This window comes from Mycobacterium paraffinicum, assembly GCF_025822865.1.
In the GTDB taxonomy this organism is placed as follows: Bacteria; Actinomycetota; Actinomycetes; order Mycobacteriales; family Mycobacteriaceae; genus Mycobacterium; species Mycobacterium paraffinicum.
Window position 1 is genome coordinate 297304 of sequence record NZ_JACKUR010000014.1, and the last position, 26433, is coordinate 323736.

At 66.7% G+C, this 26433-nt stretch carries 28 protein-coding genes and 1 pseudogene; 16 read left to right on the top strand and 13 right to left on the bottom strand.

The features are described from left to right. Positions 1 to 139: 139 nt before the first annotated feature. The gene (locus H7J89_RS04990; RefSeq protein WP_276041737.1) at positions 140 to 760 is read left to right on the top strand and encodes a TIGR03085 family metal-binding protein; all 621 of its coding nucleotides are present in this window, start codon (positions 140 to 142) and stop codon (positions 758 to 760) included. A gap of 228 nt (positions 761 to 988) precedes the next feature. Continuing rightward, complete coding sequence (locus H7J89_RS04995; protein ID WP_264037030.1) at positions 989 to 1804, top strand: 1-acyl-sn-glycerol-3-phosphate acyltransferase; 816 nt, start codon at positions 989 to 991, stop codon at positions 1802 to 1804. A gap of 4 nt (positions 1805 to 1808) precedes the next feature. Here the strand turns inward: H7J89_RS04995 and H7J89_RS05000 are convergent, their stop codons facing one another. Together H7J89_RS05000 and H7J89_RS05005 are read right to left on the bottom strand one after the other, a co-directional pair. Next, on the bottom strand, positions 1809 to 3176 hold the full coding sequence (locus H7J89_RS05000; protein ID WP_264037032.1) for an FAD-binding oxidoreductase: 1368 nt from the start codon (positions 3174 to 3176) through the stop codon (positions 1809 to 1811). Positions 3177 to 3180: 4 nt separating this feature from the next. Next, positions 3181 to 3831, bottom strand: a complete 651-nt coding sequence (locus H7J89_RS05005; protein ID WP_264037033.1) for a polysaccharide deacetylase family protein — start codon at positions 3829 to 3831, stop codon at positions 3181 to 3183. Between the two features lie 79 nt (positions 3832 to 3910). Here H7J89_RS05005 and H7J89_RS05010 point away from each other — a divergent pair, with 79 nt between their 5' ends. From H7J89_RS05010 to H7J89_RS05045, 8 genes are all read left to right on the top strand, one after another. Then, entirely contained in the window at positions 3911 to 4537 is a 627-nt protein-coding gene (locus tag H7J89_RS05010; RefSeq protein WP_264037035.1) for a TetR/AcrR family transcriptional regulator, read from the top strand. Beyond that, a complete protein-coding gene (locus H7J89_RS05015) occupies positions 4537 to 6372 on the top strand; it encodes an alpha/beta fold hydrolase (RefSeq protein ID WP_264037037.1) in 1836 nt (611 codons plus the stop codon). Before H7J89_RS05010 ends, H7J89_RS05015 begins: the two co-directional genes overlap by 1 nt. Before the next feature lie 141 nt (positions 6373 to 6513). Further along, positions 6514 to 7656, top strand: a complete 1143-nt coding sequence (locus H7J89_RS05020) for a serine/threonine-protein kinase (protein ID WP_264037040.1) — start codon at positions 6514 to 6516, stop codon at positions 7654 to 7656. 149 nt (positions 7657 to 7805) lie between these two features. After that, on the top strand, positions 7806 to 8105 hold the full coding sequence (locus H7J89_RS05025; RefSeq protein ID WP_264037041.1) for a hypothetical protein: 300 nt from the start codon (positions 7806 to 7808) through the stop codon (positions 8103 to 8105). Between the two features lie 2 nt (positions 8106 to 8107). Beyond that, positions 8108 to 9322 carry a hypothetical protein gene (locus H7J89_RS05030; protein WP_264037043.1) on the top strand — a complete coding sequence of 405 codons (1215 nt, stop codon included), beginning with the start codon at positions 8108 to 8110 and terminating at the stop codon, positions 9320 to 9322. A gap of 51 nt (positions 9323 to 9373) precedes the next feature. Then, the gene (locus H7J89_RS05035) at positions 9374 to 9787 is read left to right on the top strand and encodes a hypothetical protein (RefSeq protein WP_264037044.1); all 414 of its coding nucleotides are present in this window, start codon (positions 9374 to 9376) and stop codon (positions 9785 to 9787) included. 96 nt (positions 9788 to 9883) lie between these two features. Next, entirely contained in the window at positions 9884 to 10231 is a 348-nt protein-coding gene (locus tag H7J89_RS05040; RefSeq protein ID WP_264037046.1) for a hypothetical protein, read from the top strand. A 78-nt stretch (positions 10232 to 10309) separates the two neighbouring features. Further along, positions 10310 to 11752, top strand: a complete 1443-nt coding sequence (locus H7J89_RS05045) for a serine/threonine-protein kinase (RefSeq protein ID WP_264037048.1) — start codon at positions 10310 to 10312, stop codon at positions 11750 to 11752. Here the strand turns inward: H7J89_RS05045 and H7J89_RS05050 are convergent, their stop codons facing one another. The 3 genes from H7J89_RS05050 to H7J89_RS05060 are packed head-to-tail and all read right to left on the bottom strand — an operon-like array spanning position 11753 to position 15165. Continuing rightward, the gene (locus tag H7J89_RS05050) at positions 11753 to 12754 is read right to left on the bottom strand and encodes a tocopherol cyclase family protein (RefSeq protein ID WP_264037050.1); all 1002 of its coding nucleotides are present in this window, start codon (positions 12752 to 12754) and stop codon (positions 11753 to 11755) included. Next, positions 12751 to 13911 (bottom strand): alpha/beta hydrolase family protein, encoded by a 1161-nt coding sequence (locus H7J89_RS05055; protein WP_264037052.1) that lies wholly within the window; start codon positions 13909 to 13911, stop codon positions 12751 to 12753. The genes H7J89_RS05050 and H7J89_RS05055 overlap by 4 nt, the downstream gene beginning before the upstream one ends. After that, positions 13912 to 15165, bottom strand: a complete 1254-nt coding sequence (locus H7J89_RS05060) for a cytochrome P450 (RefSeq protein ID WP_264037054.1) — start codon at positions 15163 to 15165, stop codon at positions 13912 to 13914. An 87-nt stretch (positions 15166 to 15252) separates the two neighbouring features. On the opposite strand from H7J89_RS05060, the gene H7J89_RS05065 reads away from it, so the two are divergent. Then, complete coding sequence (locus H7J89_RS05065; protein WP_264037056.1) at positions 15253 to 15735, top strand: VOC family protein; 483 nt, start codon at positions 15253 to 15255, stop codon at positions 15733 to 15735. 104 nt (positions 15736 to 15839) lie between these two features. Here the strand turns inward: H7J89_RS05065 and H7J89_RS05070 are convergent, their stop codons facing one another. Continuing rightward, a complete protein-coding gene (locus H7J89_RS05070; RefSeq protein WP_264037058.1) occupies positions 15840 to 17405 on the bottom strand; it encodes a serine/threonine-protein kinase in 1566 nt (521 codons plus the stop codon). Between the two features lie 143 nt (positions 17406 to 17548). Then, on the bottom strand, positions 17549 to 18034 hold the full coding sequence (locus H7J89_RS05075; RefSeq protein ID WP_264037060.1) for a hypothetical protein: 486 nt from the start codon (positions 18032 to 18034) through the stop codon (positions 17549 to 17551). A 159-nt stretch (positions 18035 to 18193) separates the two neighbouring features. On the opposite strand from H7J89_RS05075, the gene H7J89_RS05080 reads away from it, so the two are divergent. After that, on the top strand, positions 18194 to 19141 hold the full coding sequence (locus H7J89_RS05080; protein WP_264037062.1) for an SMP-30/gluconolactonase/LRE family protein: 948 nt from the start codon (positions 18194 to 18196) through the stop codon (positions 19139 to 19141). Here H7J89_RS05080 and H7J89_RS05085 read toward each other — a convergent pair. Next, positions 19138 to 19986 (bottom strand): SDR family NAD(P)-dependent oxidoreductase, encoded by an 849-nt coding sequence (locus tag H7J89_RS05085; protein WP_264037064.1) that lies wholly within the window; start codon positions 19984 to 19986, stop codon positions 19138 to 19140. The genes H7J89_RS05080 and H7J89_RS05085 overlap by 4 nt on opposite strands. Positions 19987 to 20102: 116 nt before the next feature. After that, positions 20103 to 21380, bottom strand: coding sequence for a hypothetical protein (locus H7J89_RS05090; protein WP_264037066.1), 1278 nt, complete (start codon positions 21378 to 21380; stop codon positions 20103 to 20105). Positions 21381 to 21583: 203 nt separating this feature from the next. Here H7J89_RS05090 and H7J89_RS05095 point away from each other — a divergent pair, with 203 nt between their 5' ends. Beyond that, positions 21584 to 22141, top strand: a complete 558-nt coding sequence (locus H7J89_RS05095) for a TetR/AcrR family transcriptional regulator (RefSeq protein ID WP_264037068.1) — start codon at positions 21584 to 21586, stop codon at positions 22139 to 22141. On the opposite strand, the gene H7J89_RS05100 is transcribed toward H7J89_RS05095, so the two are convergent. The 3 genes from H7J89_RS05100 to H7J89_RS05110 form a co-directional block, all read right to left on the bottom strand. Further along, complete coding sequence (locus H7J89_RS05100; protein ID WP_264037071.1) at positions 22138 to 23307, bottom strand: acyl-CoA dehydrogenase family protein; 1170 nt, start codon at positions 23305 to 23307, stop codon at positions 22138 to 22140. The genes H7J89_RS05095 and H7J89_RS05100 overlap by 4 nt on opposite strands. A 59-nt stretch (positions 23308 to 23366) precedes the next feature. Beyond that, the gene (locus tag H7J89_RS05105; protein WP_264037073.1) at positions 23367 to 23792 is read right to left on the bottom strand and encodes a DUF6636 domain-containing protein; all 426 of its coding nucleotides are present in this window, start codon (positions 23790 to 23792) and stop codon (positions 23367 to 23369) included. Between the two features lie 69 nt (positions 23793 to 23861). Then, positions 23862 to 24071, bottom strand: coding sequence for a three-helix bundle dimerization domain-containing protein (locus H7J89_RS05110; RefSeq protein ID WP_264037076.1), 210 nt, complete (start codon positions 24069 to 24071; stop codon positions 23862 to 23864). A 118-nt stretch (positions 24072 to 24189) separates the two neighbouring features. On the opposite strand from H7J89_RS05110, the gene H7J89_RS05115 reads away from it, so the two are divergent. The 3 genes from H7J89_RS05115 to H7J89_RS05125 are packed head-to-tail and all read left to right on the top strand — an operon-like array spanning position 24190 to position 26253. Continuing rightward, a complete protein-coding gene (locus H7J89_RS05115; protein WP_264037079.1) occupies positions 24190 to 24816 on the top strand; it encodes a TetR/AcrR family transcriptional regulator in 627 nt (208 codons plus the stop codon). Next, on the top strand, positions 24813 to 25469 hold the full coding sequence (locus H7J89_RS05120) for an enoyl-CoA hydratase-related protein (RefSeq protein ID WP_264037081.1): 657 nt from the start codon (positions 24813 to 24815) through the stop codon (positions 25467 to 25469). The genes H7J89_RS05115 and H7J89_RS05120 overlap by 4 nt, the downstream gene beginning before the upstream one ends. A 16-nt stretch (positions 25470 to 25485) precedes the next feature. Beyond that, positions 25486 to 26253: an Rv3717 family N-acetylmuramoyl-L-alanine amidase gene (locus H7J89_RS05125; protein WP_372513711.1), complete on the top strand. Its 768-nt coding sequence runs from the start codon at positions 25486 to 25488 to the stop codon at positions 26251 to 26253. A 12-nt stretch (positions 26254 to 26265) separates the two neighbouring features. Here H7J89_RS05125 and H7J89_RS05130 read toward each other — a convergent pair. Next, positions 26266 to 26433: pseudogene (locus tag H7J89_RS05130) on the bottom strand (cutinase family protein); the annotation flags it as partial.

The following is a 26433-nucleotide window of genomic DNA, read 5'->3' on the forward strand; positions in this document are numbered from 1 at the left end:
CATAGTGCCCGCGTTGAGCGCGCGGTAGTAGAGGTCGCGCTGTTGTGAGGGCACAACCGTTGGTTGTGTGCGCCGGTTCACGTTTATTGGTTGGGCCGCAGCGTGATTGCCGTAATCTGCGGTGGTGGCTGGGCCGACGATGGACGCGCGGGAGCGGGCCGCGCTGTGTGCCCTCTTCGTCGAGCTCGGCCCCGCCGCGCCCACGCTGATCGAGGGCTGGACTTGTCGCGATCTCGCCGCCCATTTGGTGTTGCGGGAGCGCGATGTCGTTGCGGGGCCTTGTCTCGTTCTGCCCGGCCCCTTCCAACGGTTCGCCGAGCGGCGCCGGGTTGCGATGGCCCGTCATGATTTCGGGTGGCTCGTCGCGCGGATCCGGTCCGGTCCGCCCGTCGGGTTCTTCCGCATCGGATGGGTGCGCGAGCTGGCCAATCTCAACGAGTTCTTCGTGCACCACGAGGACGTGCGCAGGGCGCAGGGACTGGGGCAGCGTTGTTTGGCGTCCGACATGGATGCGGCGTTGTGGCGGAACGTATGCCGCGGCGGGCGTTATCTGAGTCGGCGGCTGGCCGGTTGCGGGCTCGACGTCGAGTGGGACGGCTCGCGGGTGACGCTGCGACCGGGCTCGCCCGCGGCACTACTCAGCGGCCAACCGGGCGAGCTGCTGCTGTATCTCTTCGGCAGGCAAGGCGCGGCCGACGTCGACCTGAGCGGGCCGCCCGAGGCAGTTGCGGCCGTGCGGGGCACCCACTTCGGGATGTGATGCCGGCGGCCGTTGCGTCACATAGGCCACAGGGGTCCCTGGCCGAGGCGGCATCCAAGTGCCCGCCTCACAGCGACAATTCGCGGTGGGGCCGGCGCGCAACTGCGGTGTCGCTCGGAGGCGGGCACATCGGCGTATCCCTGCAAATCGCAGGGCAGGAACCCGGGCGGCGAGGCTATCTCGTCTCACATCGGCGAGCGTACGATCAGCTCATCTGAGGCCATAGACATGAGTCACAACCCCAATGCCTCGACCGACGTCGATAAATGGGACCGCGGTCTGACCGAGCACGTCGTCGCGCTGACCCGCCCGATCGTCAAGCGGTATTTCCGTTCCGAGGTGCGCGGCCTGGACAACATCCCACCGGGACCGGCGCTCGTGGTGGGTAACCATTCCGGCGGCCTCACGACGTTCGATCTGCCGGTGTTCGCCGTCGACTACTACGACAAGTACGGCTACGACCGGCCCCTCTACTCGCTTGGCTTCGACACCATCTTCGCCGGACCGGCCGGTGACTTTCTGCGGCGCACCGGGGTGATCCGGGCGACGGGCGAGAACGCCGCCGAGGCACTGGCCGCCGGTGCCGTCGTGCTCGTCTATCCGGGCGGCGACTTCGACGTCTACCGGCCGACGCTGCGGGAGAACACCATCGATTTCGATGGGCGAACCGGCTACATCACCACGGCTCTCGAGGCCAATGTCCCGATCGTGCCCGCCGTCTCCATCGGTGGACAGGAAAGCCAGTTCTTCGTGAGCCGTGGCAGATGGCTGGTACGAGCGCTTCGGCTCACCAAGCTGGAGCGCAAGCTGTTCCGCACGGACATCTTGCCGATCACCATCGGTTTCCCGTTCGGGCTCAGCGTCGTCGCTCCGGTCAACATGCCGCTGCCCACCAAGATCGTCACCGAGCTGTTGCCGCCCATCGACATCGCCAAATTCGCTGACGCCGAAGACATCAAAAGGCTCGACGCGCACGTGCGCGGGGTGATGCAGAAGGGGCTCAAAGCTCTTGCGGCTCAGCGCCACTTCCCGGTTGTCGGCTGAGCGCCTAGGTGGCGAACAGCACGTCCGGGTTGAGGATGCCGGCGGGGTCGAAGCTTTGCTTGATGCGGCGCATCAGGTCGACTTTGACCGGGTCTTCCAGTTCGAGGAAGTACGGGGTCTTGGCGCGGCCCAGGCCGTGTTCGCCGGAGATGGCGCCACCCAATTCCATTGCGAGCGCGAAGATGTCGGTCATGAGCTTCTTGCGCGTGCCCGGGTCCTTGCAGAAGATGGCCAGGTGCACGTTGCCGTCGCCGGCGTGCCCGCAGCCCGCCGCGGCACCACCGGCGGCCGCGGCCAGGCCGCGCGCGGTGGACAGGAACTTCGGCATCGCGGAGCGGGGTACCACGGTGTCGATGATGTCGTCCGCGCCGATCGCCTTAGCCGTCCAAAACGCCTTCTCGCGCGCCTCGATCAGCTTGCGCGCCGAGACCCCTTCCAGCACATAGGCGTCCACGGCACCCAGCTCGACCACCAGCTCGCCGGCCCGCTCGACGTCCTCGTCCAGCCGGTCGGCGGTCCGGTTCTCAAGCGCCACAACCAGATAGGCGTCGCAGCTGTCGCGGACGTTGTCGGGGACACCCAGCTCCAGGTTCTGGGTGTGGACGAGCGCGGCCATCGTCACGTTGTCGATGTACTCCAGGATGTAGGGCGCCAGGCCGCTGCCCACCACCTTGGGCACCGCCGCCATGATCTGGTCGAAGTCGGCGAACGGGGCGAGCACGGTGGCGGCGTGGTCGAGCCGCGGGTGCAGCTTGACGGTCACCTCGGTGGCCAGGGCCAGGGTGCCCTCGGAACCGACGATGAGCTGGGTCAGGTCGTAGCCGGTGGAGATCTTGGCGATCTTGCCGCCGGTGCGGATGAGTTCGCCGGTCGGCAGCGCCGCCTGCAGCCCGAGCACGTTGTGGCGGGCGATTCCGTATTTGACCGCGTTCATGCCGCCGGCGTTGGTGCCAACGTTGCCGCCGACGCTGGACGACAGCTCGCCCGGGTGAACCATGTAGCGCAGGCCGGTATCGGCGGTCGCGGCGTCCAGCTCGGTGAGCGTGACGCCGGGTTGGACGACGGCGACCTGGTTGGTGGTGTCGACCTCGAGGACGGCGTTCATGCGCTCGAAGGAGATCACCAGTCCGTCGGTGCGGGGGATCGCGGCGCCCGATAGGCCCGTCCCCGAGCCGCGGGCCGTCACCGGAACGCCGTTGTCCGAGGCGGCCTTCAGCAGCTGCGAAACCTCTTCGGCTGAAGCGGGTTTGGCGACGTATGCCGGCCGTTGCGGCGGCTTCGTCAACACCTCGTCGTGCCAGTAGTCGTCGGGGATGGCGTCGCCGGCGAGCAAGTTGTGCTCGCCGACGATCTCGGAGAACCGCGCCGTCATGTCGCTACCTTATCGCCGCCATGAGGTGATCGATCGGTGTTCGCAACCGACCGCGGACGATCGGCACGCAGTCGTCGGGGAGGTCGGTGGTGACCTCTACACCGGAAGCGTCGAGTTCATCGAAGAACCTCGGTAGCCGCTCCATCGCGCCGGTGGGTAGGTCGTGCAGTACGACCACGGTGTGCTGATGGTTATTGGTATCGGCGAGCGCCCGGTCAACCCATCCGCGGGGGTCGGCCCAGTCGCGCGGCACGCTGTTCCACAGGACGCAGGTGTACTTCTCCGCGGTGAGGTAGTCGACCGCCGTCTGATTCAGGCAGCGCCGTTCGAGCGCGCCCTCCGTTCCCCACGGTCTGAAGTAACGATCGGCATCGTCGAACTGATCCAAAAGCTCTTGCGTGCTGCCGATTTCGTGAATGGTCTCGGCCGCGGTGAGCTCGCCGAGGGGCTGGCCGTGGGTGAAGGAGTGATTGCCGATCCGGTGGCCCCCGCTCACGGCGCGCTCGATCAGCCGGCGTCCCGCCGGTGAGGAAACCTGCTCGCCGACGACGAAGAAGATGGCGGACATCTGACGCCGAGAGAGGGCACCGAGAACATGATCCGTGACACCGGGGGTCGGGCCGTTGTCGAAGGTCAAGGTGATTTTCGGTCGCATCACTTCAAAGGGTATCGCGCCGCCCCTTGCCTGACTGATCGATCAGGCAGTACCGTATTCGAAGCAACGAGATGAGTCGATGGTGACCGAAGCGATTCCGAAGACCAGGGACACCGCAGGTGACACCCGGCAGCGCATCCTGCAGACGACGATGCGCTGCTTCTGCGCGTACGGCTACGAAAAATCCTCGATGAAGCTGATCTCGGCGAAGGCCGGGGTTTCGCAGACGCTGCTGCACTACCACTTCGAGACCAAGGAAAAGCTCTTCCAGGCGGCCATCGACGACATGGCCAATAACATGTTCGCCGCGGCGGCGGCCCGGCTGTCGCAGGGAGCGCCCGTGCGCGACGGCCTGGCGGAAGCCGCCGATCTGCTGTACACGCTGTTCATCGACGACCTCGACGCCGTCACCTTCATGGTCGAGTTCGCGGCGGCGGCCAACCACAACGAGTTCTTGCGCACCGCGTATGTCGACTATCGCGATACCCAGCGGCGGCAGTTGGGTGAGCTGCTGCGCACCATTGCCGGTGACCAGGCGCCGCAGCATTCGATCGACGAGGCGGTGCGTCTGTGCGAAATCGTGCTGCGCGGCATGTCGATGCAGCGCCCGTTCGTCGCCGACACCGAAAGGTTCCGCGCCGACTTCGACGCCTTCGCCGAGATGATCGCCGCCCGCTTCACCGAAGGATTGGATTCGAAAGGCTGATGACTCCGAACACCACCATTCAGGCAGTGCCGCCGATGGTCGAAGACGCAGTGACCGGATCCGGCGGCAAACGAATCTTCGTGCGCCGCTACGACAACGAGAAGGCCGACTACGTTTTGGTGCTGGTGCACGGCACCGCCGGCAACAGCGAGAGTTACCACGCGTTTGCCGAGCACATGCGCCGCCACTACCCCGCGGCGGTGTATTCCTTCGACCTGACCGGGCACGGCCGCACCGAAGGCAAGCCGGGTGTGTTCAGTTTCGAAGCGTTCCTCGAAGACACCAGGGCGGTCACCGATTACGCCGCGCGACGCACGTCCCTGCCCGTCGTCGTGCACGGCGCTAGCCAAGGCGGGGAGGTCGCATTCCACGCGCTCGACGCGTGCCCGGCCGTGACGGCCGGTGTGTGCATGAACATCCTGTTGAACCACGAGGCGCCAATGAGCCTGCCGATCCGGCTCTTCCGGTCGCGGCCGGCGAAATACGCGGCGAACAAGGTCGGCGATCGGCTGCGGGTCCCGTTGCGGCGGTTCATCGACTTCAAGGCCGCCTACCAAGAAGACCCCGGACTGCTCGACACCAAGAAGAAGGACCCGCTGTACGTCTGGTCGTACGGGTTCAAGAGCTACCACTCGGTGTTCAACTACGTGCCGCCAAAGTCCGCCGCCGCCAACACGAAACCCGTCCTCATCGCCTGCGGCGAGCACGACGAGATCGTCGGCGTCGAGCACTGCCGCGCCTGCTTCGAGCGGATCGGCGGGACCAAGGACTTCTTCGTGATGCCCGGTGGGGGCCATCAGCTCATGTTGTTCGACACCAGCGTCTACAGCCGCGTGATCGACTCGTGGATTCGGCAGCGTGTGCTCGGCAAGACCCAATCATGGCAAGCGCCAATCGAACCCGAAGAGCGCAGCTACTTCGAATTCCTCGATCGTGAACGGGCCAACGACGCGGCGGGTGAGCCCGAATACCACTATTCGCTCATCGACCGAGTGCTCATGCGGATCAGTAACGGCACGATCGAGCGCGGGGTCCGTTACTTCTCCAACGCCGAAGTGAGCGAGCAGTGGCGCTTCACCGCCGGTCTCGTCGGCGAAATCGACTACGCCGCATGGGGCTTTCTCCGGGACTACCTTCCTGCGGCGAATGGTCAACGCCCGGCGATGGCCGTCGTCGGCTGCGGCGGCGGCGGGGCGATCGCGGGGTTGCTCGAACGATATCCCGAGCTGGGCGAATGGGACATCGTCGGCATCGACGTCGACTACAAGTCGATCGACGCTGCCCGCAAGCGCTTCGCCGGCAAGCCCGGCGTGACCTTCGTCGTCGGCGACGCTCGTAACCCGGAGGTGTTGGGCACCAATCGGTTCGACCTCGTCTACCTGCACGGGGTGCTTGACCACTGCACCGAGCACCGCCGCCTGATGGACAGCGTCTTTCGCGCGCTGAAGCCCGGCGGCCGCATGTTCTATGTCGCCCCGGATCGCAACCTGTGCACGTGGCTGTGTTTCGTCACGATCGGGCCGCTGTTCGTGTTCGGCCTGCACAAACCGAACCACGACTTTCGGCGATTCCCTCGCCCGGCCGAGTTGAACGCGATGCTCCAGGGTGCCGGCTTCGAGCTGCTGTCCCGGCGCGATCACCCGGCCGTCCCCGCCATGGTCGGGGTCGAGTACAAGTCGGGGATGAATCCCTTTCCCGTCAAGAGGTCGGTGCGCACTCGGGCCCTCGGCGAGGAGATCTTCGAGCACACCGAGCCCAGGTGGTGGTTGGGGAACGGCTTCGTCGGCGAGTATGCGGGGGCGGTCCACAAACCGCTGCGGAACGCCGCTGTTTAACGCTTGTCGAGTAGCGGGTTTCGATTTCGGATTGCGTGGTTATCCCGAACCAGCAGGGAGCCAGCTTTCCGACAGGAGATCGACACGGACCTCCAAGGAACCCAGTCTCACCGCGGCCAGGGCAGTAACGGAGTGCCTCTGGTGCCGGGCGGGCTTCTTGGCGACGGTCGGTACGAACTGCGCGGCGTCCTGGGCCGCGGCGCGATGGCCGAGGTGCGCGAGGCATGGGACCGGAAGCTGAACCGGCCCGTCGCCATCAAGCTGCTCTATCCCGGGGTGGCCGACCGGCCGGACAGCCGGGTGCGGTTCGAAACGGAGGCGCACGCGGCGGCGCGGTTGACCGGCCGGCACGTCGTGGTGGTCCACGACATCGGCGAGCACGACGGGTTGCCGTTCATCGTCATGGAGCGGCTGCCGGGTGTGTCGCTGGCCGACCACATCGCTCGCGGGCCGCTGCCACCGGCGTTCGTGCACGCCGTGCTCGACGGTGTCCTCGACGCCCTTGCCGAGGCGCATAGCGCCGGGATCCTGCACCGCGACGTCAAGCCGGGCAACATCCTGTTCACCGCCGCCGGTGAACCCAAGCTCGCCGATTTCGGCATCGCCAAGACGTCCGGCGCCGCGTACACCAGGGCGGGCGAAGTCGTCGGCAGCATGGCGTATCTGAGTCCCGAGCGGCTGACGGCCAAGCCGGCCACCGTGTTCGACGACCTGTATGCCGTGGGCGTGGTGGGTTATGAGGCGCTGACCGCGCGGCGGCCGTTCCCGCAGGAGGATCTGGGCGCGCTGGCACACGCGATCCTGCACACGTCACCGCCGCCGCTGGCCGCGCTGCGCCCGGATGTTCCGCCGCCCCTGGCCGGCGCGATCGAACGCGCGATGGCGCGCGACCCGGCGTGGCGGTTCGACCAGGCCGGGGCGATGCGAGCCGCGCTGGCCGGCGCGCCGCCAGCAGCGATGCCCGCCCACACCCGGGTGATGGAAGCGCCGCCGGCTGCCGTGCTGACCTACACGCCCGCCGGCGCGCCACCGGAGCCGGACGCACCCCAGCGCAAGTGGTGGATCGCGGCGATCGTTGGCGCGTTCCTGTTGGCGCTTCTCCTGTTGGCCATCGATCCGCCGTTCTCGGCGCCACCTCCGACGCCGACCACGACGACCACCACGCCGACGCCGCCCCCGACGACCACCGCGACAACCACGCCCAGCAGCGCCCCGCAGCCGGCGCCCCCGCCGGGTCCGCCCGGTCACGGGGGCCCTAAGCACAAAGGCGGCCACGGCGGCTGATTTGGAACACGCGTTGCTAGACAAGAGTTGTGGATGCTTGCTCTTCACCAACCGCCGGGTAGCCGCGACGTTTGGTGGTTGATGTTGCCGGGTGCCAGGGGGCATCTGGGTGACTGGCAGGCGCGTGACGTGCAGCCTACGCTCGCACCGTGCGGCAAACGATGCGTGTGGACAGCGCCGAGGTCAGGGCAATGGTGGCCCGCTGGGGTGCATTGGTGGACGGTCTAGACGGCACGGCCGCGCCGACGGTGCTGGGGTCGTCGGGTCAGTCCAGCGCGGCCGCCGTCAACGGTGCCCACGTTGAAGTTGCGGCGTTCACCGCGAGGCTGGCCGCCCAGGTGCGCGCACGCGCCATTGGCGTTGGTCAAGCCGATACGCGCTACGTTGCCAACGAAGCTGAATCTGCCACCGACTTCGCTGCGGTAGCTCCCTTGGTGACCAGCGTGTAGCGATGGCGGTTGGAGGGGCTCCTAATCTGTCGGCGCTGTTAGCCTGGCCCACCGACCATCTCACCGAGGCGGCCGCTCACTGGGAGGCCGTTGGTGAGCGTAGCTATGTTGTGGCCCATCAGGTTTGGCGAGACGCCGCCTCGGTCGATTGGCGCGGCGAAGCCGCCGACGCGTTGCATTGCGCGACGCATGCCGACTTACAAGCCACGAGCGCAGCAGTCGACCAGCTACAGGCGGCAACCCGGGTCGCTCGCAGCGGGGCCTCGGATCTGTACGCGGCCCGATCCCGAGTCCGCTACGCGGTTGATGACGCTCGTTCAGCGGGATTCGAAGTGGGCGAGGACCTTTCGGTCACCGACCGCATGGGTGGGGGATCAGCCGCGCAGCGGGCCGCCAGGCAAGCTGCAGCACAGGCCTTCGCCGGCGAAATCCGTCAAAGCGCCGCGCAACTGGTTGGCCTGGATCAGCAAGTCGCCGGCAAGATCACGGCCGCCGTGGCCGGAATCCGCGACACGTTCTTGCAACATCCCGCCTCTATCACCCCTCCGCCAGCCCGAAACGGCCATATCTCCGCCGTCGATCGCGTCTGGAAACAAGATGGTGGCAACGGCGAACCGAATCCCGGGCCTACCGGCGCCGCCAGCGGTGACGATATCCGCGGGGTACTCGACAAACTGCCTGTTGGCGACCGACCAGACGTCAGGGAAGTGCGTTCCGCGCAAGATCTTGAGAATCTGTGGAAATGGGCCAAAGAGCACGGGGTTGAAATGCCGAACGGGTACGGCGACCCGAGCAAAGGGATTCGATACCGGCTACCTGACGGTACGACGATTGGACAACGCTGGGTCGCCGAGTCCAACGGAAAACCGGTTCTTGACATCAAGATCCCCGATCAAGGCGGCTATACAAAAATTCACATCAACCCAAGAGGTGGCGTACCCGAAATACCGGCACCTGCTGGTCCGCGGCCCGCAGGCTCGTCAGCGGGCGGGGAACCTGTTATTACTTCGCAGACACCGGTCCGTGCGCCCGTCGAAGCGCCGCCACCTGTCAAACCCGCCCCTGGCGCCCCAGAGGGCGGGGGAGCAATGCCAGGTTTCGGCGGCCTGCCCCCAAACTCCCCTGCAACAGGCCCGCATCCCATCCATATTCCGCATACTTTGGACCACAAATGGCCGCTTCTCGGCGAGATTCCCGAAGAATTCGAAGGCCCATAAGAATGACGACCGACGCTAACAACCTAAAGAACTCTTACACAGGAGAAAATGATGACTCAGCCCGATGACCGACATCTAGGGCACAACAAGGCGGGAATTAGCGCGGAGGAGTTCCTGCGCAACGAGCTGCTGCTCGACGGGCTGGCAATGTGTGTCCCGATGGCGCAGGTCACCTCTGTCACGAAACGTCACCACCTCGCCGATACCGCCGAGGACGAGCAAAACTTGGTGCTGCGCACGATTCGCTCCCTGCTCGACGACGGCCTCATGAAGATCGGAGACATACTCGGCGCTTCCGATGAACGAGTGATTCCTTGGGATCTCTCGATCGATGCTGCCATGGAGCGCCTCCGCGACCTTTTCGTCGGCCACTACGACGAACCCACGCTGTGGGATCTGGCGGTATGGCTCCAATTGACACCCGACGGCGAAAGATTGGCCGAGTCGCTGAAAGGCGGGCAGTAGTTCGACCGTTAAGCGCTGTCCCTGTCGTAGCCGGCGGACACGGCGGCTGACGTCGATATGGGATCGGTAGCCATCCGGCGGTTGTGTGCTTACGGCATGAACAAGAAGTGGATGGCCGGCGCGTTGCTGACGGCCGGCATCGGCGCGGGGCTGGCCGCGGGCGCGGCGCAGGCTGACCCGTACGGCCATGTCGGAGGGAACTGCCCGGCCGGGCACACCTGCGGCCAGTGGTGCCCGGGCGAGCGTGTCCCGGACAACTTCATCAGCTGGGACATGGGTGTGTGCCACCTCTATTACTACGACTACCGCGGCGTCGTCGACGCTGATACCGGCGCCGTCTACGGGTGGCCTGGCGGCCCGATCAACGCCACCCCGCGCGCGCCGGCCGGACCACCCAACTTCAATTGCGGCCTATTCTGGTGCCCGGTGCCGCCGCACGCGTGAGCCGCCGCACGTTAGGTCGGCGCCCAATTCGGGAATCCGGACGGCTGGACCTTTACGACCTAGCGAAAGGACTGCGCATTGACCTCGCGGCTTGGCACCCGGTTCGGGCCCTACGAGCTGCGATCGCTGATCGGCGCGGGCGCGACGGGCGAGGTCTACCGGGCGCACGACACGGTTAGGGACCGGACGGTCGCGGTCAAGCTGTTGCCTGCCGAGATGGCCGCGGAACCCGGCTTCCAGCAACGCTTTCGGCGGGAGTGCGGGATCGCGTCGCGGTTGCAGGAGCCCCACGTCATCCCGGTGCACGACTTCGGTTCGATTAACGGGGTTTTCTACGTCGACATGCAGCTGGTCGAGGGCGGCAGCCTCAAGGACCTGCTGCGCGAGCGGGGGCCGCTGGAGCCGCCGCGCGCCGCGTCGATCGTTGCGCAGGTGGCGCGGGCGCTGGACGCCGCGCATGCCGCCGGACTGGTGCACCTGGGTGTCCGGCCGGAACACGTGCTGCTGACGCCCGATCACTTCGCGAGTCTCGTCGACTTCGGCATCGGGCACGCCGACCCTTCGCGCGTGCACATGGCGCCCGAGCGGTTCACCACGGGCCGGGTGGGACCGGAGACCGACGTGTACTCGCTGGCCTGCCTGCTCTACGAGTGCCTCACCGGGCATCCGCCGTTCGAGGCCACGGACCCCGCCGAGCTGAAGAGCGCGCACATGTTGTCGCCGGCGCCGCGACCCAGCATCATGCGCCGCGGCGTGGGCCGGGCTTTCGACGACGTCATCGCCCTCGGCATGGCCAAACAGCGTGCGGCGCGGTTCGCTTCCGCGGGTGAACTCGCCCGGGCGGCCAGCGAGGCCGTGAACGCGGCATACGAGCCGGTGTCGGTGGGCGTCGGCGCTGGGCCCCTTGGCACCCGGCCGTTCGAGGCGGTCTATCCGAATCCCGACGACACCGGCTACAGCCCGTATCCGGTTGACGAAGCGCCTTCGCCGTCGCGGCCAGACGGTTGGCGGCCCGTTGGCGGCCGAGGAGCGTTCGTGGTCACTGCGGCGGCGGTGGTGCTGGTGATAGCCGGGCTCGTGGTGGCTCTTGCGTCGGCGTTGACGAGAGGCGGTTCGCCCCCTACGCGGACGGCTCAGGCGCCATCGCCCGCGCCGTCGAGCCCGCCGCCGCCAAAGACGCCGACGCTGTCGGCTCCGGTGCGCGGCGCCGACGGCCTTGGGTTCGTCGGGGAGACGGCCCGCTGCGACCCGGGGAACCCGCCGGCCGCGGTGGTGCGCACCGCCAAGTCGCTGGCCGTGGTTTGTCAAAACCTCAGCGGCAGTTACTACTACCGCGGCGAGCGGATCCGCGACGGCGCGCACATCGAGCTGTCGAACGCGGAGCGGGTGGGGGATGGGTTCGATGTGACCAACCCGGTCGACGGCGTCGTCTACGAGGTGCGCCCGAATCGGCTCAGGATCATCAGTGGCAGCCACGTCGATTCGTCGGAACCGGTGTTGCAGTACGCGACCGCGTCGTAATCAAGCCGGCCGGCTGCCGATCTCCAGGCCGGCCAGCTCGCAGGTGCCGTCGAACACCACCCGGCCGTACTCCCGCAGACTGCAATGCAATCGGCCGGCGAGGTGCTCGAAGTCGGTGTCGATGTTGCGCCGCTGCGCGGGCAGCGGCACCGGTAAGACGTGCGGATCCGCGCGGGTGCCGTCTCCGTCCAGCTCGATGTGGTAGCGGCGTGTGCGTGCTGACACGGTCCAGTGTCCGTCGCCGAGGTGCGATCGTACGGTCGCCGGCGGGGTTACCCGGATGACCTGGGCGCCGAGTCGCACGACGACCCCGGTGACGTCCCTGCGGATCGGGCCGAGCTGAAGAAGGCCGCCGGAGAAGGCGACCGAGACGTCGGTGTCGCCGAAATCGTGGGCCTGACCCCACCACCAGCGCTCGGGGAAGCCCGCGCCCCAGTTGCGTTCCGTGTACAGCCGGGCGCCCCTGAACGACCACGTGCGGTCGCGGAATTCGACTGTGCCGCTGGCCTTTCCGCCGAGCCGGTAGGGGTGCCAGTATTGGTTGAGGAACGGGACTGATGAGAAGAGGCCGCCACCGCCAAAAGCCTTGGGCCAGTTGAAGGGTTCGGTGAAATGCAGGTCGAGGTGGATGCCGTCAAGGTCGATCTGGAGCCGGTCGGTGCTCGCGGCCAGGCGGGAATCGGGAGCGGTCCCCGCGTGCACGGAGAACGTGGACGATTCGGCGTGGGCGCGGTCCAGGACCGCGGAGCGCGCCACGTCGCCGGGATGCAGGGCGACCGCGACGGTCGCCCAGTCCCCGTCTGGATTCCGGTTCACGCTGCAGAGTGCGACGACGACGCGACCCGAGGCGGCATCGGTAAGGCGCCAGAACCAGCCCTCCATCTCTGTCCCGTGCGAAGGAACGGGATCACCGAAGGGCACGTCGGCACCGGTGCGCCGATAGGCATGGACCAATGGCTTGGCCGCGTTCGTCGCTATCCATCGCAGGTAGGAGGCAGTCATCTGTTGTCGGCCAGCCCCGACTGCACGAGCGCGTCGTCGATGAAGCGCTGCACCGGCCGCGAACGGAAGAACCCGGTGTGACCGCCTGGGTACCACTGGATTTCGGGTTTGTCCCAGTGCTCCCAAAGTCGGGTGACCTGGTCGCGCGGGTGTACCAGCCGGTCGGCAAGGCCGGCGTAGATGAAGCGGCCCTGTTGCGGCACGCGCGGGGTCAGTGCCAGCGGCGAGATCATCCGGCCGAGGGGTTTGGCCGAGTCCATCGTGTGGCGCAGGGCGGTGTGGCCGCTGAGGCCGGCGTGGCGGCCGACCAGGTTCACCAGGTCGACGGCCGGCACGCCCAGGATGGCGCAGGTGAGGCCGTCGTCGAGGCTGGCGACCAGCGACGAGATCAACCCGCCGAGCGAGATGCCGTTGACCCCGATCGCGGTGTTGGGCTGTTGCGCCCGGATCCAGGCGATGAGGCGCCTGATATCCCAGACCGCCTGGGCGGCGCCGTGGACGTCGTCGAGCACGTCCTCACTTGGGAACTTTGGTCCGCCGCTAGCCCGGGGGCCGTGCAGGGGGAGTACCGGCAGCACGACGTTGAGGCCGAGATCCCGGTACAGGTGCCAGGCGTGAAACAGCATGGGGTCGAGTGCGGCGCGTCCCATCTCGGCGCCGTGGATGCAGACCAGCCACGGGCGCGGCCGGCGGTGCCGAAACATCAGGGCGTATTCGCGGTTGTTGCCGGTGTGGCCGCGCCACCGTTCCCGGGCGGGTTCGCCCTCATGGGGTTCGTAGTCGCTGTCGAAGGACAGCCGCTCGTAGTTGCGTCCCATGCTGCTGACGCGCTTGACCGTCACGTCGGTGGGGAGTGGGGGAGCTGCAAAGAACCCCTCGGGATCGTCAAGCCAGCCCTTGCTACCGTAAAACTCTTGTGCGGCAAGCACTTCGCTGTCAATCCGCTCGAGTGTTTTGGCGTCGGGAGCCCGGCGCAGCAGGCTGAAGCCGGCCAGCAGGATTTCGTCGCGGAATGCCTGGGCCGCGAGCCCGATGGTGGGCCGGGCCACCGGTAGCTCGTCGGGCTGACGATCCAGGTAGGTGCCCCACGAGCGGGCGTAGAAGCCGCCGGTGCGGGTGAACGGGCCCAGCACTTGCGTCATCGGGTTGGCGGGCATCTACCCTCGCTTCGCTCCGGGGGTAAAGGTGACCGGCAGCGTGCCCAGGCCGGTCATGCTCGGGTTGCCGAGATATTGGTGGACGTTTTGCACCTCGACTTGGTAGTCGGGGATGCGGTCGAGGACGGCCTTGACCATCACTTCGGCCATCAGCCGCGCCAAGTGTGAGCCGATGCAGCGGTGCGGCCCGAGGCCGAAGGCGAGGTGGCGGTTGGGTGTGCGGTCCAGGATGATCTCGTCGGGCTGCTCGAATTCCTTTTCGTCGTGGTTGGCGGAGAGCCAGCTGATGACCACTTTGTCGTTCTTCCTCAGGCATTGGCCGTTGAGTTCGACGTCGTGAGTGACTGTGCGGCTGAGGGTTTGGTTGACCGAGAAGTAGCGCAGGAATTCGTCGGTGGCGGTGCGGTAGAGCTCGGGGTGGTCGATGAGTTGTTGTCTGAGGGCCGGGTGGGTGCCCAGGTATTGGAGCGTGAGCGCGGTCTGCGAGGTGGTGGTGTCGACGCCGCCGCCGATGAGGTTCCAGAGGATGTTGAGCAGCTGTTCGTCGGTGAGGCGCTGGCCGTCGAACTCGAACTGGATGAGGAAGCTGGTGAGGTCGTCTTCCGGCCTGGCTCGCCTGCCGGCCGCGTACTCGAGGACTTCTTGCATCATGGCGGGGACTTTGGCGATGGCGTCGAGGTACTCGGCGCTGTCTTGGGGGACGGCCATGACGGAGTGGAAGAGGTTGGCGTAGAGGTGCCAGTTGTCGTGCGGCAGGCCCATCAGCTTCATGGTGAGGATGGCGGGGACCGGGCTGGCGTAGTCGAGGACGAGGTCCATCTGCCCGTCTTCGATTTTTTGGTCGAGGAACTCATGCGCCTTTTGTTCCATGAAGGGCTTGAGTTTTTGGACGGCGCCGGGGGAGAGGAACGGGGCTAGCGCGTGCCGCAGGGCGAGGTGGTAGGGGCCGTCGACCTCGCCGATGCCCAGGGCCGGTTGGCCCTCGGGTCGGGGGACGCCCATCTCGCCTTGGTAGTCGACGCCGTCTTCGGAGTTGGGCTCATATTTGTGGGCAAAGGTGTCGCCGTCTCTCGCCGTCCGGCTGACGGCCTCGTAGCTGCTGAGGAACCAGAAGCCGCCGTAGTTCTCGTTCCATGCGACCGGGCAACGTTGTCTGAGCTCGGCATTGATGGCCAGCTCGTCGAGGTTGAACCCGTCGGAGTGGTGGTCGAAGTCGACGACGGCGTCTTCGGTGACGTCGGGACGGGTTGTCATCTGAAAGTCCTCCACCGCGGAGTGAGCTCGGCTATCTACACTATCTTTGCATTATTACGCCCCGTGGTTCTGTGGAGAAAGGCCGCGATGAGTAGTCGCCGGACGACGTTCAACCATGTCGGATTGTGCATCTCGGATCGCGAGCGGTCGCGGCGGTTCTACGAGAACGTGCTCGGGTTTCAGTTCTGGTGGGAGCTTGATCCGCCCGACGGGCCCACCGCCAAGCTGGTGCAGCTTCCCGAGCCGCTCGGGGTGCATGCGACCTACTTGGTGCGCGACGGGTTTGTGCTCGAACTCATGGACTACTCGAAGCGTCGGGTCCACGCCGGGTCGGAACGCGTCATGGATCAGGTTGGGCTGACGCATATTTCGTTTTCGGTATCCGATCTTCCTGGCGCGTTGCAGAAGGTCGCGGAGTTCGGGGGAGCGGTGGTCGACGGGACGGTGACCGAGGCGATGGCGATGATCCGGGATCCGGATGGGCAGCTGCTGGAGTTGCTTTCGGAGGGGTGGTTGTCGGCGCTACCGCCTCGCCCTCAGACGGGTTCGTCGAGTTCCGGCGGCGGCTAAAGGCTTGACCTGGTCGCCTAGTCAGCGGTGGCCAAGGGCCCATAATCCGTATGTCGCGGATTCGAGCCGTCCTGCTCATGCCGACATCGCACTTAATCACCGAATCAGTTGTAGGCCGTGCTTCCTGCGACGGGATGCGTCGTACTGATGATCTTGGCTGCGCAGTGGTCCCGATCAATTCCCTGGTACCGACACCACGCCAGCGCACCGCCGGGGTCGCCAAAAGTAACGCCGGCGACGGTGACCCAGAAATCCGTCGCTGAGAACGTCGTCCAGTCGCCGGACCACAGCAGCCGCACGTTCGAGTACCGCTGCCTCAGCTGAAGGTGCTCTTGGAGGGTCATTGCGTTGTCCCACACGTGGCCGTTGTCAAAGACCCCGGGACGCTTGGAACTCAGTTGCGGCACCCAATGGTCCGCGAGTTGCGCGCTTACCCAAGGTCGATCGTCATTCGCGATCTGGCGGAGCTCCTGAACGGGGTCTTGCGGCGCGGATGTCGCTGTATTGGTGGGAGCCTGGGCCGGGTTCGTCGCCGAGGAGGATTCAGTAGGGTATGAGCTCGTCACGGGATTGGTGTAAGGCACCAGTGACGACGGCGGCGAGTCCGAGTTGTTGGAGTCCCGGTGCGCGAGAAGGCCGATGACAACACCGACGCCGCCCACCAAGGCCACCGCTACCCCGATAGAGACCCCCACGACGAACTGCCTTGAGCGTCCTCGGTCAACGTTGGCTGTCGGCATCGGACCCGTTGCAGGATAGGCGTATTGGGCATTGAACGGCGGATAGCTAGTAGGCGCATCGATGTATCGGGGCGCAAGCAGCGTGTCCGCGAGTGGCGCGCCAGATGGTTCTGCGGATAGTGCGCGCTTGGCGGCGCGTCCCAGGGCGCCAGCGCTCCCGTAGCGATCGTCGGGGTCCTTTGCCATGCCGCGCGCAATGATCTCGTCGAGGGCCGCGGGGACCCGTGGATTGACGGCACTCGGTCGTGGCGGTGGCGACGAGATATGCGCGCCAATGACCTGCTGGGCGCTGTGCGCCGGGAACGGCTTCGCGCCGGTCAGCGCCTCGTACAGGACGCAGGCGAGCGAGTAGATGTCCACCGACGCCGTTACTTCCCCGTCGCCGAATCGTTCCGGGGCCATGTAATCGAAGGTGCCGACCTGGTACCCCGCCATCGTCAGGTGCGTGTCGCCCTTGGCTTCGGCTATACCGAAGTCGACCAAGTACGCGAAATCGTCGCGCGTGACGATGATGTTCTGGGGCTTGACGTCGCGATGGATTAGTCCTTCAACGTGGGCAGCGTCCAGCGCCGCCGCGATCTGGCGGATGATGTCGGTCGCTCGCTCCGGTTCGAGGGGGCCCTTCTCGAGCATGTCGTGCAATGTCTGTCCGCGGACCAACCGCATGTCGATGTAGAGAACGCCGTTGATCTCTCCCCAGTCGTGGATGGGGATGACATGCGGTTCCTGCAGGACTGCTGCGGCATGGGACTCCCGCAGAAACCGCGCACGGTATGTCTCGTCTTTGGCGTACCGGTCCGTGAGTAACTTGAGCGCGACTGTTCTGTCTTTCTTGGTGTCGTATGCCTCGTACACCTCACCCATTCCGCCCTGGCCGAGCAGCCGCCGGATCTCATACCGCCCAAAAGTCCCGCCTAGGAGTGACGTCACAGCACACTTCCTTCTCTTCGCTGCGAACAGCGTCCGTCGAATTGACTCCTGTTACAGAGCAGTTTGCCCAGGATGAGTTGGATTTATGCGATAAAGGTTCGGACGGCAGCGCTGGAATGCACAAAACGGCGCTTTCTGGTCTTTTAACGTCTGATAAATGAAAGGGCGACCCGGATCAACCGCATGAACGATGGTTTGCTGTCGCCCTTAGACCCGCTTGAACCACAATCCCCCATACGGCGGTCGAGAATTGGACTTGATACAGATTTGATGCCTGTCATTAGAGCGGCCGCGCTGATAGCCCGGGGAGCTTCATCGGAAGCGCCTGACCACTCATCGGGATGTAAGTCGTTGAGGTTGAACAACGGCCCCCCGTCGCGAGGGGTGACCTCGCCCGTCGACCGATTCACGTCGACATTGCCGTGGTCGAGATGGATGCACCAGAGGTTGTCGCTCTCGGCAAGACGCTGGAGAAATGTCTGGACGCCCTCGACATCGTTGAACGTCGCCGAGTAGCCGGCGTACTCGTCGAGGCGAGTGACCTGGTAGGCGCCACTCTGAAGGGCAGACGTGTCGAGTTTGTAGCCGTAGCGGCCCAACTCTGTGTTGAGTTCGTCGTCGATGCTCATAGCACCGCGAGGTTAGCCCGATTCCGCCACCTGGTCGTGAAAATCACGGGAATCAGATCCGGCGAGCTGATCTCGTATCTAGCGCTCGTCCTGATGTATGAATCTCACCGGCATGGCCCGCGGAGGGCAGCGCCTTTTAGCGAGCGGATACTGCCCAGCATGGATGAAACCCCCGCCGTGACCGGTTTGCACCCCGTCGGGCGCGGCGTAGATCGCCCCGAACATGTTGTCGTGGCCGGTGATGCCCGAGTGTTCGCATCCGACAAGGCCTCTGCGGTCGCAGAACTCATTGACGACAACACCGTTCATCACATCGGCCAGGCGGGCGGCGAGCCGAACGGCATCGCGATCGACCGCAACGGCCACTTCCTGATCGCCAATTGGGGCTTGGGTGAGCTGCAGGACCTCGACCCGGAGACCGGCGCGATCGGGGTTGTGCTGGGTGAAGAACTCGACGGACGCCCGTTACGGTGGTTGAACTTCGTCCTGGTGGATTCCATTGGGGCGCTGTGGTGTTCGGTAAGCACGACTGCGGACGACCTCATCGATACCATCGCACGCGGCACCGCCGACGGGTTCATCTTCCGCGTCGCCCCGGATCGGCAGTCGGCAGAGGTGGTCGCCGATGCGGTCAACTTCCCCAACTGCATGGCACTGGATCGCGACGAGGACTACCTGTATGTAGTCCGCACGCTGACCGCCGATGTGGTGCGGTTTCGAATCGAAGGCGAAACACTTGGTCCTCAGGAGCAATACGGCCCGCCGTTGGGCGGCCGGCGCCCGGACGAGTATGGCCCGGAATATGGCCGGTTCCTGGCCGACCCGGAGGTTGGTCGCCGCTGGGGCATGGCCGACGGGTGCGCGTTCGACGCCGAGGGAAACCTATGGGTCACATTGGTTTTGGCCAACAAGATCGTCGCGATCCGCCCGGACGGCCGAGCGACGACCGTCATCGAAGACCCCGACGGCGCGCTATTGAACGGCCCGACCAGCATCGCCTGGGGCGGGCACGACATGCGCGACATCTACATCGGCTCGATCGCGGCCCCGTACGTACTCAAGGGAAGAAGCTCGGTGTCCGGCCTGCCGCTGGTGCACCAGCGCTAGCCGCCGGACGGCCCGGGCCTCATGAAGTCGGGCCGCGCACCGTCCGGGTTGGCCGGGATCATCGACTCGCCCAGCCCCCACAGTTGCCGAATGGTGGCACCGCCGTCGACGACCAGCGTCTGACCGGTGATGCGGCCGGCCAGCTCGGAGGACAGGAACAGCGCGGCGTTGGCGATGTCATGCGCACGGGGCGCCGCCAGCGGATTGATTCCGTTGACGTTGTACTCGTTCGGCGGCTGGTCCTCGTTGCCGGAGCCCACATTGCCCGGAGCGACCGCGTTGGCGCGAATGCCGTAGCGGCCCAGTTCATCTGCGAAGGTCTTGACCAAAGAAATGACGCCGGCCTTGGCGGCGCCGTAGGCGGCGTGGTAGGTCGCGGCCGCAATGCCGTCGACCGAGGCGACCGCGACCAATGATCCACCGCTGCCTTGGCCGATCATGTACCTGGCCGCGGCCTGAAAGAGGTAGAACACCTGGGTCAGGTTGTAGTGGATCGCCGCGTCCCACAGCTCGGTGGTGAAGTCCTCGACCTTCGACCAGGTCGCACCACCGATGATGTCGACGCACACGTCGACACCGCCCAGCGCCGCGACGGCGTCATCGATCGCCCGGCCGACCTGCACGGGGTCGGTCATGTCGGCGACGATCGGGACTGCAGTGCCGCCGCGCCCGACGATCTCGCCGGCAATGTGCTCCGCGCGCTGCTCGTCGATATCGATGCAAGCTACCGAGGCGCCCGCTTCGGCCAGGGCCAACGACGTGAACCAGCCGTGGCCTGCACGCTCGGGGATGTAGCCCGCACCCGACACAACCGCGCGCTTGCCGGATAGCCCCAAATCGATCACGTCGACCTCCTCTGCGCGCCAAGCACTTTAGCCGCGAGCCGTTGATGGTCGACGGCGGTACTGGTGGAGTATCGAGGCAGCCCCGACCACAGTCAATGACGACGCACTGTGCCCAGTCAGGACGCCGACTGGTGTTCCTCGAGCTCAGAGCTGCTCGCCTCAGAGGATTCATCGCTACCTTTGCCCCGGAACGGGCCCGCTACCTGCCCGCCCAGGTAGACGACCCCCCGGCCGGCGGCCACAAGCACACGGCCCGTCACGCTTCCGACGGCTTCGAGGGTGGCCAGGGCGGCGTCGAGCACGCTCGGGATGTGGAAGTCCTCCCAGGTATCCACCTGGTGCTGACGGGCCGCGGCGAAGCGGTCGAGCTCGTCGCGCAGGGCGCCGCGCTGCTTGGCCAGCTCGCGCACCGCCCAGAAGCGGAAGCCGTCGATGGCCGCCGTCTTCCCGAACCGGTCGAGGACTTCCTTCGCGCTCCGGTAGATGTCGAGGTCTTCGTGCAGGTGGTGGTCGACGAGCTCGCGAGCTTCGTCGATCGCGCGCAACAGCTGCTCGGGCTCCTTCGCCTCGATGCGGGCGAGGTTCAGCCGCTGCCACTTGTGCAACGCTTCTTCGGCGATGACCAGCAGGCTCAGGGTGTCGCCAAGCCGGTTCTCGCTGATGGCATTTCGCAGCTTCCCGGCGCGCTGCTGCACACCCAGCTCGTGATCGAACGACGTCAGGATCCGGCTCACGTGGTTGCGCAGCTGCTCGACGGTGACGTTCAGGGCCGGCCCCAGCATGGCCACCGAATCCCAGTACGCATCGGGCAGCGACCCGTACTTGTCCAACGAGTCGACCATCCGCGAGATCGTCAGGCTGGTGCCCAGGACATCACCGGCGCGCTGCGCGCGGGCGACGTCAAGCACCGCTTCGACCTTGTCCTCCACGCGGCGGACGGCGTCCTCCACCTCAGCGACCGCCGACTTCAGCGCCATCTGCACCGCGATCATCTGCGCCGACAGCATCACCTCCGGGCCGAGCAGTTCCGGTCGCCATTGCAGTTGCGCCAGGAGCTCGCCGGCATCGGCTCCGGTGGTCAGCCGGAAGAAGCCGTCGCTGAGGGGGACGAGGTTGCCTTCCTTCAACGCCTCCACGGTGTCGCGGTGCAACTGCACATACTTGCCGGAGTCGGCCAGCAAGGTAGCCAGCCCGGCGATCGCCGCGTTCGCGAGCGAGGCGCTGTCGATGCCGGCGACGCGCATGGCGTGGCCGGCGGTTGCGCGCAGCCGGGTCAGATAGGACTCGACGGCGGCAGGGTCACCGCCCAGCAGCAGGGCCTCGTCGTGCAACGACACCACGACCTCGTCGTTGTCGATTGTCGCCGACAGGTCGGGCACCTCGGCTGTGCTCACGGCACCTCCTGATCTTCGGCATCCCAGCAAGCGTGCCAAGAGTTAACAGGAATTTGTCGGCTAGCAAACTCGGACATTACACCCATGTGCCGCGCCGACCGCTCCGCTTTGCCAGGTGTTGGGTAGGAGTTCACCCGGACCCGCGCAGAGACCCTGATGACGGACGTATCCGCGCCCGGAAGCGTCCCCCGTAACCTTCATCTGTGACCGTGCGCAAGCCCCCGCGTCTGTCCGTGGAGGACTGGCTGCAGGCCGGCTACACGCTGCTCGCCGAGCAGGGGGTGCGCGCCCTGAAGATCGAGCGCCTGTGCCAGCAGGCGGGCGTCACCCGGGGCAGCTTCTACTGGCACTTCCAGGACATGGACAGCTACCGGGCCGCGCTGGTCGAATCGTGGAACACCTTCCTCGAGAAGGACCGGCAGTCACTGGCCGAGCTCGACGCGCTGCCGCCGCGAGAGCGGCTGTCCGCCATGATGACCGCGCTGACCAGTCCGGGGCATTGGACGCTCGAACGGGCGATGCGCGAATGGGCCCGGACCGACCCGGCCGCCGCCGCCAACATCCGTGCGGCCGATCGGCGCCTGCTGCGCTCCGTCACCAAGGCCTACAGCGACTACGGCTTCAGCCCGGACGACGCCAAGCTGCGCGCCGAGCTGACCTTCGCCGCCGGGATCGGGCTGCTGCACCTGGCCGGTTCGGCGCAGCAGGCACAACAGATCGCGCAGCGGGAACGGTTCCTCGAGCTGATGCTCAAGGACTAGACCATCGCGATCGGGGAGATCTTGGCGCCAATCGCCAACGCCCCGGCCAGCTCTCGGCTCACATCGTAGTCGAAGACGACATGCCCGGCAGCGATGTCCACGTCGCGCTTGAAGCGCTGCAGCGGATTCGACAGGAATTGCGCGCTGGCGCCGGATGCGTCCAGCAAATCGGCGATGACGGCCTTGCTCTCGTGCACCGTGTGGGCGGCCGCCAGCCGCGCATCGGCCCGCACCGATCGGTGCACCCGCTCGCCGGCGGCCACCATCCGGTCGATGCCGTCGGCGGTCTCGTCGACGAGCGCCCGTAAAGCGCGCAACCGCACCCGCGCACTCGCCAGCCGGATCTGCGCGGCCGGTTGATCCTTCTGCGCCGCACCGCTATACGCCAAGACGCGCCCGCCCAGTCGTTCGGCGAACAGCTCGGTCACCCGCTCGGCGGCGCCGAGCACCGGCATCGACGCCACCAGCGCCAGCGCGGGCACCATCGGCCACCGGTACGTCGGCACATCATGGGCCCGCGCGCCGGGCGCCGTCCCGGCGTAGATGTCGGCCACGGCGACCATGCGATGTTCCGGCACGAAGACGTCGGTGACGACGACGTCGTGGGACCCGGTGCCCCGCATGCCCGCCGTGTGCCAGGTGTCGACAACCTCGACCTGGTCGGCGGGCACCAGCACCAGCGCCGGATCGATCCGATCGGGCCGCTCGATGAGCGCCCCGACCATCACCCAGTCCGCGTCCATCGAACCCGTGGCCCACGCCCACCGGCCCGTCAGGCGCACCCCACCGTCGGCCGGGACGCCGCGGCCGGTGGGGGCCAGGGGAGCGGGCGCCAGCACCGGTCCCGAGGCGAACACCTCTTCCTGCACCCGCATGTCGAACAGCGACAGCATCCAGTTGTGCAGGGCGTAGAAACCCAGCGTCCAGGCGCTGGACGCGCACCCATGCGCCATCCGCCGAATCGGTTCCAGGAGTGTGGGAAACGGCGCCTGGATGCCCCCGAAGCGAGCCGGGAGCAACAGCCGGAACAGCTCGGTCTCCCGGAACTCGCTCACCGTCGCGGCGGGCAGCCGGCGCAGCCGCTCGGCCTCGTCGGCGCGCTCAGCGAGCCGGGCAACGAACGCGTCGGTGATCCCATACGTCGGGCGAGTGTCGACCGCGGACATGGCACGACCGTACCATACTATTTTGTACGGTTGCGTAAGCGGTTGGAGCGGAACGGCTCTCAGCCCAGATCGTAGGAATCCCGCGACACCCGGAAGTAATGCCCGGTGCTGCTGTCGGTGCATGTCATGCCCGACGGCTGGCTGTCGCAGGTGATGGTCCCGGCGGACCTGGACTGGCCGTAGTCGAGTGTCGGCTCGCCGGCGACGCGCAGGGTGTCGCCGTGACAGTGGATGGCGACCGGTTGACCCTGGGTCAGGACGAAGCGATTTCCCCAGGCGAGGTGTTTGCCGCACTCCGGTGGTGGCGGTGGCTGGTAATCGAAGTCACTGATGTCGCACGCGACAAATGCGCTATCCAGAACGCAGTAGATGTTCCCGGACGGGGATTGAAAGCTCTGGGTGTCGGCACGCGCGATCGCGGGCACCGCGGTGGCTGCCGCGGCCATCGCGCCGATGCTCAGCATGACCCATTTACGCCCGACCATTTGCTGAGCGTAGGCGCAGATCCGCTCGCCCGGGTCGGAAAGCCGAGAATCTTGGCGGTAGGCGTTTCCTCAGTTGGACTGCGCCCGCAGTTGCTCGCGGGTGTGTTTCTCCACGAACGGCGGGACAAAATCGCGGACGCGGCTGTGCGCGAACCGGGCGTGCTCTTCGCGGATGAGGGCGTCGACGACCTTTGATGGGACGTGCGGGAACTCGTCGACCAATTGCCGCTCGATATCCGCCAACAGCATCTCTTCGTTGACCTGAGTGACCTTACCCATGGGCAGGGGGTTCCCGATCGGCCCTCGCGATCAAACGGGTTTCGCGTTAAGGCGGTGCTGCGATCGCGTGAACCGGCCGCACGCTATAACAGAGCGTCTGCTCTGTTACTATGCCGGAATGCCGCGACCCCGTGTTCACGACCAGGACCAGATCCTGGATGCCGTCGAACGGTTGGCGGTGCGGTCCGGGCCCGCGTCGGTCACGATCCGAGCCGTCGGCGACGCGATCGGGGTCTCTAACGGCGCGCTGTACCACACGTTCGGTTCGCGGGCGGGCCTCGTCGGGGGTGCCTGGCTGCGGGCCGGGCACCGATTCCTCAGCGCGCAAGGCGAATTGATCGACGCCGCACCCGAGGGGAATGGTGTTGCCGCCGTGGTGGCCGCGGCCGAGGCACCGGCAGTCTTCGCCGAAAGCTACCCGGAGTCGTCGCAGCTGCTGCTGACGGTGCGCCGCGACGAGCTGCTGGGCCCGGAGGCTCCGCCAGAGATCGCGACCCAACTGCACGACCTGGACCGGCTGCTGGTCGAGACGATGATCCGGCTGGCCCGCGGCCTGTGGGACCGCAAGGACGCCGCGGCCGTCGGCGTCATCACGACCTGCATCGTCGATCTGCCGACGGCTATCCTGTTGCGCCGCAACAGGATCAGAGATCCAGAGGCGCGGGAGCGGCTGCGCGCCGCGGTCCGCGCCGTGCTCGACGTCGGTGAGCCCCGGCGCACAACGAGAGAGAAGGACACGACATGACACCGACATGCAGCTGGGACGACAAGATCGCGGTGCTGCACCTCGGCGAGGACGAGAATCGGTTCTCTCCGGAGTTTCTGGACGCGATCAACGAGCAGCTCGACGAGATCCAGCAGGCCGGCGCCCAGGGCCTGGTCACGACCGCAAGCGGCAAGTTCTACACCAACGGGCTGGACCTGGACTGGCTGGGCGCCCACGCCGAGCAGACGCAGGCATACGTGGGGCGGGTGCAGGCCCTGCTGGCTCGCGTCCTCACCTTCCCGATGCCGACCGCCGCCGCGGTGACCGGGCACGCCTTCGGCGCCGGCGCCATGCTCGCCATGGCCCACGACGTGCGGGTGATGCGCGCCGACCGGGGGTTCTTCTGCTTCCCCGAGGTCGATATCCGGATTCCGTTCACCGACGGCATGGCCGCCCTGATCCAGGCCAAGCTCACGCCCCGCGCCGCGGTGGCCTCGATGACGACCGGGCGGCGGTTCGGCGGTGAAGAGGCCGCCGAATTCGGCATCGTCGACGCGACCGCGGCCGAAGGCGAGGTGATCGCGGCGGCCACCGACCTGCTGCGCCCGCTGGGCGGCAAGGACCCCGGCACGCTCGGCGCGATCAAGCAGACCATGTTCCGCGAAGCGGCCCGGGCGCTGACCGACGTCTGATTGCTACCATCGCGCGATGCGTGACCACCCCGGCCGGCCGGGACCCGTTTCACGGCGCGAGGTGCTGAAATTCGCGCCGGTGCTGATCGGCGCCGGGCTCATGACCGCCCCGCGCGCCGGCGCCGGTGTCGCGGGCTCGGCCGTCTTCCTCGACCCGGGCCACAACGCCGTGAACGACGCCTCGATCAACCAGCAGGTGCCCAACGGACGGGGCGGAACCAAGGCGTGCCAGATGTCCGGCGCCGCCACCAACGACGGCTATCCCGAGCACGCGTTCACCTGGGCGGTCGTCGCGCTGATCAACGAGTCGCTCAGCCAGATGGGTGTTCGCACCCAGCTGTCCCGAGGCGACGACAACTCCGTCGGCCCCTGCGTGGACCAGCGCGCGGCGGCGGCCAACGCGATGCGGCCCGACGCTATCGTGAGCATCCACGCCGACGGCGGACCCGTGTCCGGCAGCGGATTCCACGTGAACTATTCGAGCCCGCCAATGAACGAGGTGCAGGCCGGCCCGGCCGTCCAGCTGGCCAACACGATGCGGGACGCCTTGGTGCAGGCCGGATTCCAGCCGGCCAACTACATCGGCTCGGGCGGCCTGTACGGCCGGGATGACCTCGCGGGGCTCAACCTGGCCCAGTACCCGGCGATCCTCGTCGAACTCGGCAACATGAAGAACGCCGACGACGCCGCGCGGATGCAAAGCCCGGACGGCCGGGCGAAGTACGCCGCCGCGGTCACCCAGGGGATCGTCGCCTACCTGAATACCCAAGGCGGCCAACGCTAGCCGAGCGGTCGCTCAGCCGCCCGAAAAGCCCCTGACCGGCGACCCCGCGGGGCCGCCGGTTCCCGCGTCGAGGTGGCTGGAGGCGAAGGCGACGCCTTTGTCGATCATGGCGCCGTCGTCGGCGTAGGTGTTGTGGGCGGAGAAGTTCATGCCGTCGGAGCAGACCGGGTCTTCGGTGGC